Annotated in this window: 14 protein-coding genes; 4 read left to right on the top strand and 10 right to left on the bottom strand. The window is 55.5% G+C overall.

The genetic code is table 11. From position 1 onward, the window contains the following. Positions 1-18 precede the first annotated feature (18 nt). Both mfd and ldtC read left to right on the top strand, forming a co-directional pair. Entirely contained in the window at positions 19-3,465 is a 3,447-nt protein-coding gene (gene mfd / locus ACOTX2_RS05365) for a transcription-repair coupling factor (protein ID WP_032624473.1), read from the top strand. Positions 3,466-3,609: 144 nt separating this feature from the next. Next, positions 3,610-4,575 (top strand): L,D-transpeptidase LdtC, encoded by a 966-nt coding sequence (ldtC, locus tag ACOTX2_RS05370; RefSeq protein WP_023299804.1) that lies wholly within the window; start codon positions 3,610-3,612, stop codon positions 4,573-4,575. Positions 4,576-4,651: 76 nt separating this feature from the next. Here ldtC and bhsA read toward each other — a convergent pair whose 3' ends face one another. After that, positions 4,652-4,909 (bottom strand): multiple stress resistance protein BhsA, encoded by a 258-nt coding sequence (gene bhsA, locus ACOTX2_RS05375; protein ID WP_006809234.1) that lies wholly within the window; start codon positions 4,907-4,909, stop codon positions 4,652-4,654. Positions 4,910-5,154: 245 nt separating this feature from the next. Between bhsA and comR the strand changes: the two genes are divergently transcribed. Beyond that, positions 5,155-5,790, top strand: coding sequence for a TetR family copper-responsive transcriptional repressor ComR (comR, locus tag ACOTX2_RS05380; protein WP_022647753.1), 636 nt, complete (start codon positions 5,155-5,157; stop codon positions 5,788-5,790). A gap of 59 nt (positions 5,791-5,849) precedes the next feature. Here the strand turns inward: comR and ACOTX2_RS05385 are convergent, their stop codons facing one another. The 8 genes from ACOTX2_RS05385 to hinT all read right to left on the bottom strand — a co-directional run bounded on the left by ACOTX2_RS05385 (position 5,850) and on the right by hinT (position 11,935). Continuing rightward, positions 5,850-6,389 (bottom strand): glycine zipper 2TM domain-containing protein, encoded by a 540-nt coding sequence (locus ACOTX2_RS05385; protein WP_017384715.1) that lies wholly within the window; start codon positions 6,387-6,389, stop codon positions 5,850-5,852. 195 nt (positions 6,390-6,584) lie between these two features. Further along, positions 6,585-7,889 carry an NAD(P)/FAD-dependent oxidoreductase gene (locus tag ACOTX2_RS05390; protein WP_017693633.1) on the bottom strand — a complete coding sequence of 435 codons (1,305 nt, stop codon included), beginning with the start codon at positions 7,887-7,889 and terminating at the stop codon, positions 6,585-6,587. Positions 7,890-8,125: 236 nt separating this feature from the next. Then, complete coding sequence (gene ycfP / locus ACOTX2_RS05395) at positions 8,126-8,668, bottom strand: alpha/beta hydrolase YcfP (protein ID WP_022647750.1); 543 nt, start codon at positions 8,666-8,668, stop codon at positions 8,126-8,128. 31 nt (positions 8,669-8,699) lie between these two features. After that, on the bottom strand, positions 8,700-9,725 hold the full coding sequence (gene nagZ / locus ACOTX2_RS05400) for a beta-N-acetylhexosaminidase (RefSeq protein WP_046618348.1): 1,026 nt from the start codon (positions 9,723-9,725) through the stop codon (positions 8,700-8,702). Between the two features lie 11 nt (positions 9,726-9,736). Beyond that, entirely contained in the window at positions 9,737-10,561 is an 825-nt protein-coding gene (gene thiK / locus ACOTX2_RS05405) for a thiamine kinase (RefSeq protein ID WP_063147626.1), read from the bottom strand. Beyond that, positions 10,542-11,189, bottom strand: coding sequence for a penicillin-binding protein activator LpoB (lpoB, locus tag ACOTX2_RS05410; RefSeq protein ID WP_063147627.1), 648 nt, complete (start codon positions 11,187-11,189; stop codon positions 10,542-10,544). Before lpoB ends, thiK begins: the two co-directional genes overlap by 20 nt. Positions 11,190-11,199: 10 nt before the next feature. Beyond that, complete coding sequence (locus ACOTX2_RS05415; protein WP_022647747.1) at positions 11,200-11,574, bottom strand: YcfL family protein; 375 nt, start codon at positions 11,572-11,574, stop codon at positions 11,200-11,202. A 1-nt stretch (position 11,575) separates the two neighbouring features. Beyond that, positions 11,576-11,935, bottom strand: coding sequence for a purine nucleoside phosphoramidase (hinT, locus tag ACOTX2_RS05420; protein WP_006809243.1), 360 nt, complete (start codon positions 11,933-11,935; stop codon positions 11,576-11,578). 353 nt (positions 11,936-12,288) lie between these two features. Between hinT and fhuE the strand changes: the two genes are divergently transcribed. Further along, positions 12,289-14,478, top strand: a complete 2,190-nt coding sequence (fhuE, locus tag ACOTX2_RS05425) for a ferric-rhodotorulic acid/ferric-coprogen receptor FhuE (RefSeq protein WP_063147628.1) — start codon at positions 12,289-12,291, stop codon at positions 14,476-14,478. Positions 14,479-14,617: 139 nt separating this feature from the next. Here fhuE and ptsG read toward each other — a convergent pair whose 3' ends face one another. After that, positions 14,618-16,051, bottom strand: a complete 1,434-nt coding sequence (gene ptsG / locus ACOTX2_RS05430; protein ID WP_006809245.1) for a PTS glucose transporter subunit IIBC — start codon at positions 16,049-16,051, stop codon at positions 14,618-14,620. Between the last annotated feature and the right edge of the window lie 42 nt (positions 16,052-16,093).

The following is a 16,093-nucleotide window of genomic DNA, read 5'->3' on the forward strand; positions in this document are numbered from 1 at the left end:
AGAGACCCTGACATAGCCATGCCTGAACACTATCGTTTTTCCTTGCCTGTAAAAGCAGGTGACCAACGCCAGCTGGGCGAACTGACAGGCGCGGCCTGCGCCACGCTGGTGGCGGAAATTGCCGAGCGCCATCCGGGGCCGGTGGTGCTGGTTGCCCCGGACATGCAAAACGCCCTGCGCCTGCACGACGAAATTCGTCAGTTCACCGACAGTCTGGTATTCAGCCTGGCCGACTGGGAAACGCTTCCCTACGACAGTTTCTCTCCGCACCAGGAGATCATCTCCTCACGCCTGTCGACGCTGTATCAGCTCCCCACCATGCAGCGCGGTGTGCTGATTGTGCCGGTGAATACCCTGATGCAGCGCGTCTGTCCGCACAGCTATTTGCACGGCCACGCGCTGGTGATGAAAAAAGGCCAGCGCCTGTCGCGCGATGCCCTGCGCGTGCAGCTTGACGGAGCCGGTTACCGTCATGTCGATCAGGTGATGGAGCACGGCGAATACGCGACGCGCGGTGCGCTGCTGGATCTCTATCCGATGGGCAGCGACCAGCCGTATCGTCTGGATTTCTTCGATGATGAGATCGACAGCCTGCGCGTGTTCGACGCCGACACCCAGCGCACGCTGGAGGAAGTGGACTCCATTAATCTGCTGCCCGCCCATGAGTTCCCGACGGATAAAACCGCCATCGAACTGTTCCGCAGCCAGTGGCGCGACAGGTTCGACGTGAAACGTGATGCCGAACATATCTACCAGCAGGTCAGCAAAGGCACCCTTCCGGCCGGGATCGAGTACTGGCAGCCCCTGTTCTTTAACGAACCGCTGCCGGCGCTGTTCAGCTACTTCCCGGCGAATACGCTGATTGTTAACACCGGGGATATCGACGCCAGCGCCAGCCGCTTTGAAAGCGAAACGCGCGCCCGCTTTGAAAACCGGGGCGTTGACCCGATGCGTCCGCTGCTGCCGCCGGAAATGCTGTGGCTGCGTACCGACGAGCTCAACGCCGAGCTAAAACGCTGGCCGCGTATGCAGCTCAAAACCGATTCGCTTGCCGATAAGGCGGCGAACACCAATCTCGCGTTCCGGACGCTGCCCGATCTGGCCGTCCAGGCGCAGCAGAAATCCCCGCTCGATAACCTGCGCAAGTTTCTTGATTCCTTCACCGGGCCAGTGGTGTTCTCCGTTGAGAGTGAGGGTCGTCGTGAAGCGCTGGGCGAACTACTAGGACGGATCAAAGTTGCACCGAAGCGCATTCATCGCCTGAGCGAAGCGACCGGAAATGGTCGTTACCTGATGATCGGCTCCGCCGAACACGGATTTATTGATACGCTCAATAACCTGGCCTTGATTTGTGAAAGCGACCTGCTGGGCGAGCGCGTGGCGCGCCGTCGTCAGGACAGCCGTCGCACCATCAACCCGGACACCCTGATCCGCAACCTGGCCGAACTGCACCCCGGTCAGCCGATCGTTCACCTGGAACACGGTGTGGGTCGCTATCAGGGAATGACCACCCTCGAAGCAGGCGGCATCAAAGGTGAATACCTGATGCTGACCTACGCGAACGACGCCAAACTGTACGTGCCAGTGTCGTCCCTGCACCTTATCAGCCGCTACGCCGGTGGCGCGGAAGATAACGCGCCGCTGCATAAGCTGGGCGGCGACGCCTGGTCACGCGCGCGGCAGAAGGCGGCGGAAAAAGTGCGCGACGTGGCCGCCGAGCTGCTGGACATTTACGCCCAGCGCGCGGCCAAAGAGGGTTATGCGTTTAAGCATGATAAAGAGCAGTACCAGCTGTTCTGCGACAGCTTCCCGTTTGAAACTACGCCGGATCAGGCTCAGGCCATAAATGCCGTGCTGAGCGACATGTGCCAGCCGCTGGCGATGGATCGCTTAGTCTGCGGCGACGTGGGCTTCGGTAAAACCGAGGTAGCAATGCGTGCCGCTTTCCTGGCGGTGGAAAACAACAAGCAGGTGGCGGTGCTGGTGCCGACTACCCTCCTCGCCCAGCAGCACTTCGACAACTTCCGCGACCGCTTCGCCAACTGGCCGGTACGCATTGAGATGCTGTCGCGTTTCCGCAGCGCCAAAGAGCAGACGCAAATCCTGGAACAGGCAAGCGAAGGCAAAATTGACATTCTGATCGGCACCCACAAGCTGCTGCAAAGCGACGTGAAGTGGAAAGATCTGGGGCTGCTGATCGTCGATGAAGAGCACCGCTTTGGGGTGCGCCACAAAGAGCGCATCAAAGCGATGCGCGCCGACGTCGACATTCTGACCCTGACCGCCACGCCGATCCCGCGCACCCTGAATATGGCGATGAGCGGCATGCGCGATCTGTCGATTATTGCCACCCCGCCGGCGCGCCGTCTGGCGGTGAAAACCTTTGTTCGCGAGTACGACAATCTGGTGGTTCGCGAGGCGATCCTGCGTGAAGTGCTGCGCGGCGGCCAGGTATATTACCTGTATAACGACGTTGAAAACATTCAGAAAGCCGCCGACAGGCTGGCAGAGCTGGTGCCGGAAGCGCGCATCGCCATTGGTCACGGCCAGATGCGCGAGCGCGAGCTGGAGCGGGTGATGAACGACTTCCACCATCAGCGTTTCAACGTGCTGGTATGTACCACCATCATTGAGACCGGGATCGACATTCCGACGGCGAACACCATCATCATCGAACGCGCGGATCACTTCGGCCTGGCCCAGCTGCATCAGCTGCGCGGGCGCGTCGGGCGTTCGCACCATCAGGCCTACGCGTGGCTGCTGACGCCGCATCCGAAGGCGATGACCACCGACGCGCAAAAGCGTCTGGAAGCTATCGCCTCGCTGGAAGATCTGGGTGCTGGCTTTGCGCTGGCGACGCACGACCTGGAGATCCGCGGCGCCGGTGAGTTGTTGGGTGAAGACCAGAGCGGCTCCATGGAAACCATCGGTTTTTCTCTGTATATGGAGCTGCTGGAAAATGCCGTCGACGCGCTTAAAGCCGGACGTGAACCGTCTCTGGAAGATCTCACCAGCCAGCAGACCGAAGTGGAACTGCGCATGCCTTCCCTGTTGCCGGATGATTTTATTCCTGACGTGAATACCCGTCTGTCGTTCTACAAACGCATTGCTAGCGCGAAAAGCGAAGGCGAGCTGGAAGAGATTAAAGTCGAACTGATTGACCGTTTTGGGATATTGCCCGATGCGGCGCGCAACCTGCTGGATATTGCCCGCCTGCGTCAGCAGGCGCAGAAGCTGGGCATTCGCAAGCTTGAAGGCAACGAGAAAGGCGGCGTAATTGAGTTTGCCGAGAAGAACCACGTCGATCCGATGTGGCTGATTGGCCTTCTGCAAAAACAGCCGCAGCATTTCCGTCTTGATGGCCCGACGCGTCTGAAATTTACTCAGGATCTGACGGAACGTAAAATCCGCATGGACTGGGTGCGTAACTTTATGCGTCAGTTGGAAGAGAACGCCATCGCATAACGGTTTCCCCCGCCAGCGCCCGGCTGGTGGGGGACAATTTACAAACTCTTTGCACTTCGCCCGATCTTCCCGACCATACATTCGCCATAATTATCATTAACGCCTTATAAAACAATAACCTTATCATTTGTATGGATTATGATAATGATGATTTCTTCGCGTTTTACCCGCTGGTTAACTGTGGTTGCGCTGGCCGCGACGGTTGCCGTCGCGCTCCCTGCTCGCGCCAATACCTGGCCTCTTCCGCCCGCCGGCAGCAACGTCGTAGGTGAAAACCGCTTTCACGTGGTTGAAAACGATGGCGGTTCGCTGGAAGCGATTGCTAAAAAATATAACGTCGGGTTCCTGGCGCTGTTGCAGGCCAACCCGGGCGTAGATCCCTATGTGCCCCGGGCGGGCAGCGTACTGACGATTCCGCTGCAAACCATCCTGCCGGACGCGCCGCGTCAGGGGATTGTGATAAACCTCGCCGAGCTGCGTCTTTACTATTACCCGCCGGGGAAAAATGAAGTAACCGTCTACCCTATCGGCATCGGCCAGCTGGGAGGCGATACGCTCACGCCGACCATGGTGACCACCGTCTCCGACAAGCGCGCTAATCCAACCTGGACTCCGACGGCAAACATCCGCGCCCGCTATAAGGCACAGGGTATCGATCTCCCTGCCGTGGTTCCCGCGGGCCCGGATAATCCGATGGGGCACCATGCCATTCGCCTGGCGGCCTACGGTGGGGTTTATCTTCTGCACGGAACGAATGCGGATTTCGGGATCGGGATGCGCGTCAGCTCCGGCTGCATTCGCCTGCGCGATGACGACATCAAAACGCTCTACCGCGTGATCGCCCCTGGCACGAAAGTGAATATCATCAATACGCCGATTAAAGTGTCTGAAGAGCCGGGTGGCGTCCGTCTGGTTGAGATCCACCAGCCGCTATCGAAAAACATTAATGACGATCCGCAGACGCTGCCGATTAATCTGAATGCCTCGATGGTGAGCTTTAAAACGAATGCAAACACCGATGGCGCAGTGATGGAGCGGGCGATGGAAGCGCGCTCCGGGATGCCAACCGATGTCACGCGGCATCATGAGGTTGCTCAGCAGTCAATGTAAACGGTAATAACGACAAACGCCCTGCATTAGCAGGGCGTTTTTTTTTGCAGTGGCATAACGGAGGGTTGCGTTACGCTTATTTGTAGATAACTGCGGTACCGTGCAGGGTGTTAGGACCGGTCACAGAGGTGATGCGGAATGATTTCGCACCCATTTCGTCAGCTTTTTGTGCCAGCTGATCTTCCAGAGAGCCGAGGTTAGTCCCGGCAGTGGCAGAGATGGTACCGACTTTCTGCTGGTCTGCTGGAGTGGATTGCACTTCAACAGCAGCGAAGCTTGCGAAAGAGAGTGAACTCAGAACGGCGGCAGCGATGAGGGTTTTAACGTTTTTCATGATTTTATACCTTTGGGCAGATGATGTAGTGGTCGTTAGTTATTTAGTTAACGATCGATAGGTAAATGATAGATGTGATCCAGGTCACACGTCAACCCATTTTTATAATGGTCGTTAAATTAATTTCATTTTCCTTATATTTCATAAAGATAAAATTAAATTATTTTTAAGAAATCACCGCTGGTCGTCGCAGACGTTTATTTTTATAATGACTATTCAACAAAACAACAGAGGACCAACGGCACATGACAACCGATGTCACGCGTTGCGCAAAGAAAAGCCGTGGCCGACCAAAAGTGTTCGACAGGGATGCGGCGCTCGATAAGGCCATGACGCTCTTCTGGCAGCATGGGTATGAAGCCACGTCGCTCTCCGACCTGGTGGAAGCAACGGGCGCGAAAGCCCCTACCCTGTACGCAGAGTTCACCAACAAAGAAGGCTTATTCCGGGCCGTACTGGACAGATACATCTCGCGCTTCGCGGCAAAACACGAAGCCCAGCTATTCTGTGAAGAAAAAACGGTTGAGCAGGCATTGCAGGATTATTTCTGCGCAGTCGCAACCTGCTTTACCAGTAAAGACACGCCCGCGGGCTGTTTTATGATCAACACCTCCGCGACCCTCGCGGCATCGTCGAAAGAGATTGCCAACACGGTCAAATCGCGCCATGCGATGCAGGAGGAGACGCTCAGCACGTTTCTGGCTCAACGCCAGCAGCGCGGTGAAATTCCGGCGCATTGCCGTCCGCAGGAGCTGGCCCAGTATCTGAGCTGTATTCTACAGGGGATGTCCATCAGCGCCCGTGAAGGCGCGACGCTGGAAAAACTGCAGGGGATTACGCAAACAACGCTGCGCCTGTGGCCTGAACTTCTTAAACTCTGACGCAAAAAAAAGCTCCTCAGCCTGAGCGCATGAGGAGCTAAGTTCAGAGAACATCTTTTTTACACTTTGTTATTCAGTATCAGCTGACCATTGCTGTCGAGAGGGATCTGCGTACCAGGATCTTTATCCATGCGGATTTTGCCCTGCTGATCGCCAATTTTGTAGGTTACGTCGTAGCCCAACATTTTTTCAGACTTGTCATACACGGTTTTACAGCGCTGCTGCGTTGTGGTGTAGGTATCATTTTCCTGCATCGCGCCCTGCACCTGGTTACCGGCATAACCGCCACCCAGCGCACCAACTACCGTCGCGACATCCTTACCACGGCCACCACCAAACTGATGACCAATCACCCCACCAGCAACCGCGCCCAGCACGGAGCCAGCGATACGGTTTTCATCCTGAACCGGACGACGATGGGTGACAGAAACATTACGGCACTCCTGACGAGGCGTCTTGACCGTCTCTTTGATCGGTGTAGCGGAAACCACCTGCGCATACTGCGGGCCACGATCAAGTACGTTCAGACTGGCAACGGCAGCCACACCTAACGCAGCTGCGACGCCAATCCCTATACCCGCCAACATTGATTTATTCACGGGACTTCCTCCTTTGTTGCAATTGGTAGCAATTTTGCAGCGCAATAAACGCTTCGCCAATAAGATAAAGGATCAAAAAACCGGGGGGATGAGCTGGGATAGCGTCTGTTTAAGAGAACTCTTAAGCGTCAGGAGCGAAATGCACAGCATGATGTGCTAAGAACTCCCTCCGGAGAGCCCGGAGGGAGGGAGAAATTAGTGCAGCTTCAGGCGTGGGCGGATAACGCGGTTGATGCGGCCAACCAGCATCATCAGGCCGGTTTTGAAGTAGCCGTGCAGCGCAATCTGGTGCATACGGTACAGAGAAATGTACACGAAGCGGGCGATGCGCCCTTCCACCATCATGGAGCCGCGCATCAGGTTGCCCATCAGGCTGCCCACGGTGGAAAAGTTTGAGAGCGACACCAGAGAGCCGTGGTCTTTGTAGACATAGGCTTTCATCGGTTTGCCTTTCATCTGCGCCAGGATGTTATGCAGCACGAGGCTTGCCATCTGGTGCGCGGCCTGGGCGCGAGGAGGCACAAACCCGCCTTCCGGACGCGCGCAGGAGGCACAGTCGCCGATAGCGAAGATGTCCGGATCGCGCGTGGTTTGCAGCGTCGGCTCTGTCACCAGCTGGTTAATACGGTTTGTCTCCAGCCCACCGATATCTTTCATGAAATCAGGCGCTTTGATCCCCGCAGCCCAGACCATCAGGTCGGCCTGGATGTATTCGCCGTCTTTGGTATGCAGTCCGCCCTCATCCGCGCTGGTCACCATGGTCTGGGTCAGCACGCGCACGCCCAGTTTGGTCAGCTCGTTGTGCGCCGCGCCGGAAATACGCGGCGGCAGCGCAGGCAGAATACGTTCACCTGCTTCCACCAGCGTCACATTCAGCGCTTCATTAGTCAGTCCTTTGTAGCCGTAGCTGTGCAGCTGTTTGACCGCATTGTGCAACTCCGCCGATAATTCAACGCCCGTTGCGCCGCCGCCCACGATAGCAATGTTAACCTTGCCGTTAGCACCCATGTTGTTGGTGTACTTCAGGAACAGGTTAAGCATCTCCTGATGGAAACGACGCGCCTGATGCGGGTTATCCAGGAAGATACAGTGCTCTTTTACGCCTGGGGTGTTGAAATCATTGGACGTACTGCCCAGGGCCATCACCAGCGTGTCATAGGCCAGCTTGCGCTCAGGAACCAGCAGCTCGCCTTTATCATCACGCAGCTCGGCTAGCGTGATGGTTTTATTTTCACGGTTGATGTCCACCACCGAACCCAGCTGGAACTGGAAGTGGTGGTTACGCGCATGTGCCAGATAGCTGAGCGCATCCACGCCCTCATCCAGCGACCCGGTCGCCACTTCGTGCAGTAACGGCTTCCACAGATGGCTGTGGTTACGATCCACCAGCGTGATTTTGGCTTTCTTACCGCGACCCAGTTTCTTACCCAGCTGCGTCGCCAGCTCCAGTCCGCCAGCACCACCGCCGACAATCACTATCTTTTTCAATGGCGTAGTCAACGTGACCCCCTCAAATTATTAACCAATTGTTAATTAAAAGTTATATAAATAACCCTTAATTAACAACAGGTTACTGCGCTGAAACCATTCATATTCATTGAGAATAGCACGTCAGGCGCATTGGTCATACCAAAATTGATATGCATCAAGTTTTGATGGTTTAAAAGTAGACAACTCTGACAAAAAAGAGGCCCGGCACGCTTTCACGTACCGGGCCTTTGTCAGGTTCAGGGAGTTCAGCCCAGCGTTTTAAAGGCCTTAATACGCTGCAAGTGCGGGGAAATATTTTTGAACTTGTGGGTCTGCTCTTCGTCCCAGACAATTTCGTAGTAATGATGCAGAAGTTCGGCAGCGCGGGAGCTGTCCAGCGCTTCATCGTTGCGGGAGAGGATCGCCAGACACCGGTCGCGGTTCTTTTCGCGGAAATTGCTCACGCATTTTGTTGCGATATCGGCGTACTCTTCCGGACGGTCAATCTTGCCTTCCATGTTTTCGTTTGGAAACAGGTTAGGATTAAAAATGACCTGACGGATATCGCACAAAAAACCGATGCGCTCTGCCCAGTATCCCCCCAACCCCACGCCGCAGATCAGCGGACGATCGTCGATATTGAGCTGCAACATTTTGTCCACTTCTTTAAGCAGATGCTGCATGTCATGCTTCGGATGACGCGTGCTGTAACTGATCAGCCGGACATCCGGATCGATAAACTGCAATTGCAGCACTTTCTCATGATTACCAGGACTGTTTGAGTCAAAACCGTGTAAATAAATGATCATCGTCTCACCACGCTACGCCTTCCGGGATGAATTAAAGGGCTGCTTTATGTGCCTGCCAGCGCTCGTTCAGGGCTTCAAGCCGGGCGTTTACCGTTTTCCAGCGCGCCGAGTCCATCAGCTCCTGACGACTAAATGAACCTTTATGATACAATTGTGTAACACGTTCAGCATTGATCGGCGACAGGTTATCCAGCACGCTCACCGCCCCTTTACGATTATTGCAGACGAGGATCATATCGCAACCCGCATCCAGCGAAGCCTGCCCACGTTCGGCATAGCTTCCCATGATCGCCGCCCCTTCCATGGATAAATCGTCAGAGAAAATAACGCCATTGAAGCCTAACTCGTGACGCAGCACGGTTTTAAGCCAGTGCGGAGAGCCGCTGGCCGGACGCGGATCAACGTCACTGTAGATGACGTGCGCAGGCATAATAGCGTCCAGCTTGTTATCGGTAATCAGCGAGCGGAAAACAGACATATCTTTAGCGCGAATGTCTGCTTCCGGGCGCGGATCGCGCGGGGTTTCTTTATGGGAATCCGCCGTCACCGCCCCGTGGCCAGGGAAATGTTTGCCGGTGGTTTTCATGCCCGCATCGTGCATACCGTCAATGAAGCGCGTCGCCATTGCCAGCGCGATACGTGGATCGTCATGATACGAACGCTCACCAATTGCCGCGCTAATGTGTCCTACGTCCAGCACCGGGGCGAAGCTGATATCGATATCCATGGCGATCATCTCGCTGGCCATCAGCCAGCCTGCGTCCTGCGCCAGTTGACCGCCCTCTTCAGCACCCAGCAGCGCAGCAAAAGATTGTGCGGCGGGTAAGCGGGTAAACCCTTCGCGGAAACGCTGCACGCGTCCACCTTCCTGGTCGACGGCCACCACCAGGCGATTGCGTGACGCCGCGCGGATCTGGCGAACCAGCTCGCGCAACTGCGCCGGATCGTGATAATTGCGGGTGAAAAGAATCAGCCCCCCTACCAGCGGGTGCGCCAGAATTTCGCGCTCTTCCGCATCAAGCTCAAACCCTTCAACATCCAACATTACTGGACCCACACCAACCTCTCTTATCCTTTCGTTTGTAACTGACGCCAGGCATCATTTGCCAGCGCAATAAATTGTTCGTCATCTGTCTGCTGAAGTCGCATTTCAAACCATCCCGCCATCAGCATCAGCACCCACGGACGCCAGCGCGCGACCTGCCGCGCAAGGGTGAGTACATTTATGTTGGCGTTTCGGGCATAGGCGGTTATCAGCTGCACGCGCGAAGCCTCATCAGGCATCCAGACCGCAGCGAGTTCAAGCGCCACGTCACCGTCCCCTGCATATTCCCAGTCGATAAGTTTCTCGCCCGCCGTGGTATGAACGATATTCCCCGCATGGACATCCATATGCAGCGGCGCCAGACGTAACGCCTTCGGCTCTCCCGCTTTACGCAGCCGCTTAAGCTGCGCCAGCCAGAAGGGCGTGCGTCGTCCAGGCGCAGCCTGCTGCCAATAGCTATCCAGTAATGGAAGTAACGTCACCCGCCAGCCCAGACGCGGCTGTCGATGCAGATGATACAGCATGGCTGCCAGCGTGGGCGTATCGGGAAGCTCGCTTTTGATCTCACCCGCAATAAACGCCACCGCCATCCAGTCCCTGATAAAGAGATGAGGTTTCGGGGCAAGGTCGGCGGGAAGGCGCTTCAGGGCGCGGAACTGGCGACGAAAATGGGCGGCAGGCGCGGCGGCATCGTGATGCTGACGTAATACCAGCCGATGGTCGCCACGCTCAATAATGCAACTCGCGCCGCCAAGCCCGACGGGGGCTTGCGGCGCGATAACACGGTACTGGGGGAAATAACGCGTCTGGACATCCTGACGCGTGCGCTTATTGTTGCGTAACGGCACCTTTACCTGACCAGATAATTTCGCCGGTTTGAACCAGCATTAACTGCATCTGCAACGACGGCGTGTTCACGTTGCCTGTCGCGTTAGAATAAAGGACATACTGCGCACCAACGTTGCGGGCGATACCAATCGCTTTACTGCGCGAACCCAGGCTGTCCTGAGGCGACAGACCAAGCTGTTGCTTGGCGACCGCGAGCTGCTGGGCTGAGACCAGCGTAAATTTACCGTTGTTTGCCAGCGCGTTGCGCAGGGTTTCCGTCGCTTCTCCCACATTCAGGGAACCGTTTGTACGGTTGTTCACGCTGTCCACCAGCAGCACACTGCCAGGCGTAACGCCCTGTGCCTGCAACATTTTGCCCACCATCGGCTGCATCGCGCCGTTCCAGTCATAGTGCCGCACTCGCGGCGCAGGCTGCGCGGTATCGTCCGGATGTTCGATCGGGCCAGGCTGCGCCGGAATAGTCGGTACAGACGGCACGGTTGGAACAGGTTGCGCCGGTGTGGTCGGCTGTTCCGTTCCCGGCTTCGCCTGATCCACCGGTGCAGGTTCTTCCGTTCGCGTCACACAGCCTGCCAGAAAGAGTGCGAACGCACTCAGGAGCGCATAACGGCTCATTGTTTTAATCAAGGTTCACTCCTTACAAATAAAGATAAAGTCTCACCTTATGTGCACCCAGATAACTGGCGCTGCCGTAGAGCGTGACCGACGATCTTGCCGGGACCGTCACGCTACGCGGCGCCTCAAGCGGGTGCATCTCAAGACCTCTCACGTCATACCAGTAGAAGCGATAATGCACCGTCACTGGCTCTTGCCTTTCGTTATAGAGCGTAGAGGAGGCAGAAGACTGGATTTCGCTTATGGTCAACGAAGGATTTTCCGCCGTGATGCCCGCAGCAAGCACTGAGGACTCCATCACCAGCGTCTGTTCTTCACTGACCGGGATGGCGGGACGCGCGCTGCACCCAACCATAACCAGCGTCACGATCAGCGCTGCAATACGCCCAGTTAACATATTAAAGACCTTTATGTGCCAGCATCGGTCCCAGTGGACGTCCACCCAGAAGATGCATATGAATATGATAGACTTCCTGGCCGCCATGGCGATTACAGTTCATGATCAAACGGTATCCATCTTCAGCAATCCCTTCCTGCTCAGCAATTTTCGCGGCCACCGTAAGCATACGGCCCAGCGCCACTTCATGCTCGGTTTTAACGTCATTGACGGTCGGAATCAGAATATTGGGAATAATAAGGATGTGCGTCGGCGCCTGGGGAGAAATGTCGCGGAAAGCCGTGACCAGTTCATCCTGATAGACAATATCCGACGGAATTTCGCGGCGGATAATTTTACTGAAAATCGTTTCTTCAGCCATGACCTTTTCCTTTTATGTTTAATCTGGCGTCGTGCGTCCGTTGTTAACACACATTGTCTGTTTTACTGTGTGACACAACACAAGAGTATGAGCGAGTTTCTCCTGTCCTTTCAACCTTCTCCCGTTATTTCTTTCCTGATTATCGCCCATCTGGCTGAAGAGGCATCGCTTTAGGACATTTCTTTTCTGAAACCTGATTTCAGTTCATCCCGAAACATCTGTTTACAGCGTTAATCACAATGCGTATATTTCGCATTTGCATTTTCATGCGCATTTTTAACATAGAAAACGACGTCAGCCCGTGCTAGCGGGACTGTCGCGCACTACCTTCACCATTCACTAAGGGTTTGATGATGTCTTTCATTAATCACACCAGGGATGGGCAACGTCAGCCTGCCGCAACACCTTCGTTGCTGGCCGCCTGCATTGCTATGGCATTGACGCCAACCACCGCTTTCGCTGCTTCAACAGCCGAAGATACCGTCGTCGTTGATGGGGGTTTTGATAACACACAGGATCTTTCTGCCAGCCAGGAGCAGGATTACAGCGTAAAAACCACCACCACCGGCACCAAACTGTTGCTGGTTCCCCGCGACATCCCACAGTCCGTCAGCGTTATCAGCCAGCAACGTATGGCTGACCAGAATCTGCAATCCATCGGCCAGGTGCTGACGAACACCACGGGCATTACGGCGCAGGTGCAGGACAGCGATCGTACCGTATTTTACTCACGCGGATTTTTCGTCAGCAACTACGCCTATGACGACCTTCCAACGTCCATCAGTGAAGTGTGGAACTTTGGTGATACCGCCGCCGATACCGCAATTTATGACCGCATTGAAGTGGTCCGCGGCGCCACAGGCCTGATGTCCGGGACGGGCAACCCGGCGGCGTACGTTAATATGGTGCGCAAGCATGCGGACAGCCAGGAATTTAAAGGCAACGTCTCCGCCAGCTACGGCAGCTGGGACAAGCAGCGTTACGTGCTGGATCTCCAGGCGCCGCTAGTGGAATCAGGTAAGGTACGGGGTCGTCTGATCACGGGTTATCAGGACAACGACAGCTTCGTGGATAACTACCACTACCGGAAGAAATTCCTCTACGGCGTGATGGATGCAGATGTTACCGACAGCACGACCCTCTCGGTAGGGTATGAGTATCAGGAAAGCCATACCGCCGACCCAACCTGGGGCGGGCTGCCGACCTGGTACAGCGACGGAAGTAAGACCAACTACAATCGCAGCCAGACCGTCGCGCCTGACTGGGCCTATTCAGATAAAGACAGCACCCGCATCTTCGCTAACCTGACCCAGCGTTTCGATAATGGCTGGGAAGCGCACATCAACGGCATGCATGCTGAAACCAACTTTGACTCTAAGCTGATGTATATGTCCGGTTATCCGGATAAAGAGACCGGCGCTGGCCTGGTGGGTTACGGCGGCTGGAACCGCGGGGAACGTAAACAGGATGCGGTCGATGCCTTCCTGCGCGGCGGCTTCGATCTCTTTGGCCGTCAGCACGAGATGATGTTCGGCGGCAGCTTTAGCCGTCAGCGTAACCATTACGACAACACCATGCCGGATGCAGTATACGGCATGGTTGATGTCGGCAACTTTAAGAACTGGAACGGGAACATTGCCGATCCGCAGTGGACGCCGTGGAAACTCTACAGCAAGGATGATATTCGCCAGTCTTCAGCCTATTCCTCTGCGCGTTTCTCACTCGCCGATCCGTTGCATCTGATCCTGGGGGCGCGTTACACCCAATACAACATACGCTATAACCCCGCTGGTTCGCCGAATACCCGTCTGGAAAGCACCAAAGATGATGTCACGCCGTATGCCGGCTTGGTGTATGACATCAATGAGGACTGGTCGACCTACGTCAGCTATACCTCTATCTTCCAGCCGCAGGATAAGCGCAATGCCAGTGGACGTTATCTCGACCCTACCACGGGTAAAAGCTACGAAGCCGGGGTGAAGGCAGACTGGTTTAATACCCGCCTCACCACCTCACTGGCGATTTTCCGCATTGAGCAGGATAACGTGGCCAGCAACACGTATACCTACATGCCGAGCGGTGAGTCGATTTATGAATCGCTGGACGGGGTGGTCAGCAAAGGGGTCGAGTTTGAGCTCAACGGTGCACTAACCGATAACTGGCAGCTGACCTTTGGCGCGACGCGTTACATTGCAGAAGATAAGAATGGCAACGCCGTCAGCTCCGATCAGCCACGCACAACCATGAAACTGTTCACCCGTTATCAACTGCCAATGCTGCCGGAACTGACCGTGGGCGGTGGCGTAAACTGGCAGAACAAAGTGTGGACGGACGTGGAAGGCGGTCCGGCAGGACGTTCCCGCGCGGAGCAAGGCAGCTATGGGCTGGTGAACCTGTTCAGTCGCTTTCAGGTCACCAAAGACTTTGCTGTTCAGGCTAACGTCAACAACCTGTTCGACAAAGAATATTACGACTACGTCGGATCGTATGTAGTGTATGGCGCGCCACTGAACGTTTCGGTGAGCGCGAGCTACGACTTCTGAGTATTAAGCCCGGTGGCGCTGCGCTTACCGGGCCTACCCATCACGTAGGCCGGGTTAGGCGCAGCCGCCACCCGGCACCACAAACCGCAATAATAAAAAAGGCAGCCAATCGGCTGCCTTAGTCTCCCCAGATCACAGCTTAGTTGTTGCGGATGTACTCATCCATTTCGGTTTTCAGGTTATCGGATTTCGTTCCGAAGATTGCCTGAACACCAGAACCTGCAACAACGACGCCTGCTGCGCCCAGTTTTTTCAGACCCGGCTGGTCGACTTTCGCAACGTCGGCAACGCTCACACGCAGACGAGTGATACACGCGTCCAGGTTAGTGATGTTCTCTTTACCGCCGAAAGCAGCAACCAGAGCAGGTGCCATTTCGCTGGTCACACCGGCTTTGCTGTCTTCCGTTGCATCTTCACGACCCGGCGTTTTCAGGTCCAGTGCTTTGATCAGCACGCGGAAGACGGTGTAGTACACCACTGCGTAGCCCGCACCCACGATTGGGAACAGCCACAGCTTGCTGCTGTTACCGGACAGAACGATGAAGTCGATCAGGCCGTGAGAGAAGGACGTACCGTCACGCATACCCAGCAGGATACAGATTGGGAATGCCAGACCTGCCAGTACCGCGTGGATGATGTACAGGATCGGCGCAACGAACATGAAGGAGAACTCGATCGGCTCGGTGATACCGGTCAGGAACGAGGTCAGCGCTGCGGAGATCATGATACCGCCCACTTTTGCACGGTTCTCTGGTTTAGCAGAGTGCCAGATAGCAATTGCAGCGGCCGGCAGACCGTACATTTTGAACAGGAAGCCACCAGACAGTTTACCTGCCGTTGGGTCGCCCGCCATGTAGCGTGGGATGTCGCCGTGGAACACCTGACCTGCTGCGTTGGTGTATTCACCAATCTGCATCTGGAATGGAACGTTCCAGATGTGGTGCAGACCAAATGGTACCAGGCAGCGCTCAATGAAGCCGTAGATACCGAACGCCACAACCGGGTTCTGGTAAGCTGCCCACTGAGAGAAGGTCTGGATTGCCGTACCGATTGGTGGCCAGATGAAGGACAGGACCACACCGGTGAAAATCGCGGCCAGACCAGAAATGATCGGCACAAAACGTTTACCCGCGAAGAAGCCCAGATACTCAGGCAGCTTGATGCGATAGAAGCGGTTAAACATATACGCTGCAATCGCACCGGAGATGATACCACCGAGAACACCGGTGTCCGCCAGGTGCTTAGCGGCAATCTCTTCAGCAGGTAAATGCAGTACCAGCGGCGCAACCACAGCCATGGTTTTCACCATGATGCCGTAAGCAACAACGGACGCCAGAGCGGAAACACCGTCGTTATTGGTGAAGCCCAGAGCAACACCGATAGCGAAGATCAGCGGCATGTTAGCAAAAACAGAACCGCCTGCTTCGGCCATCACGTGGGAAACTACGGCTGGCAGCCAGCTGAAGTTTGCAGAACCGACACCCAGCAGGATACCTGCGATAGGCAGTACGGATACTGGCAGCATCAGCGATTTACCGACCTTTTGCAGGTTAGCAAATGCATTCTTAAACATAATTGAGAGTGCTCCTGAGTATTTGTGCTTTTTTTTACGTTT

It is taken from the genome of Enterobacter cloacae complex sp. IR5412 (assembly GCF_049237385.1).
GTDB classification, from domain to species: domain Bacteria; phylum Pseudomonadota; class Gammaproteobacteria; order Enterobacterales; family Enterobacteriaceae; genus Enterobacter; species Enterobacter intestinihominis.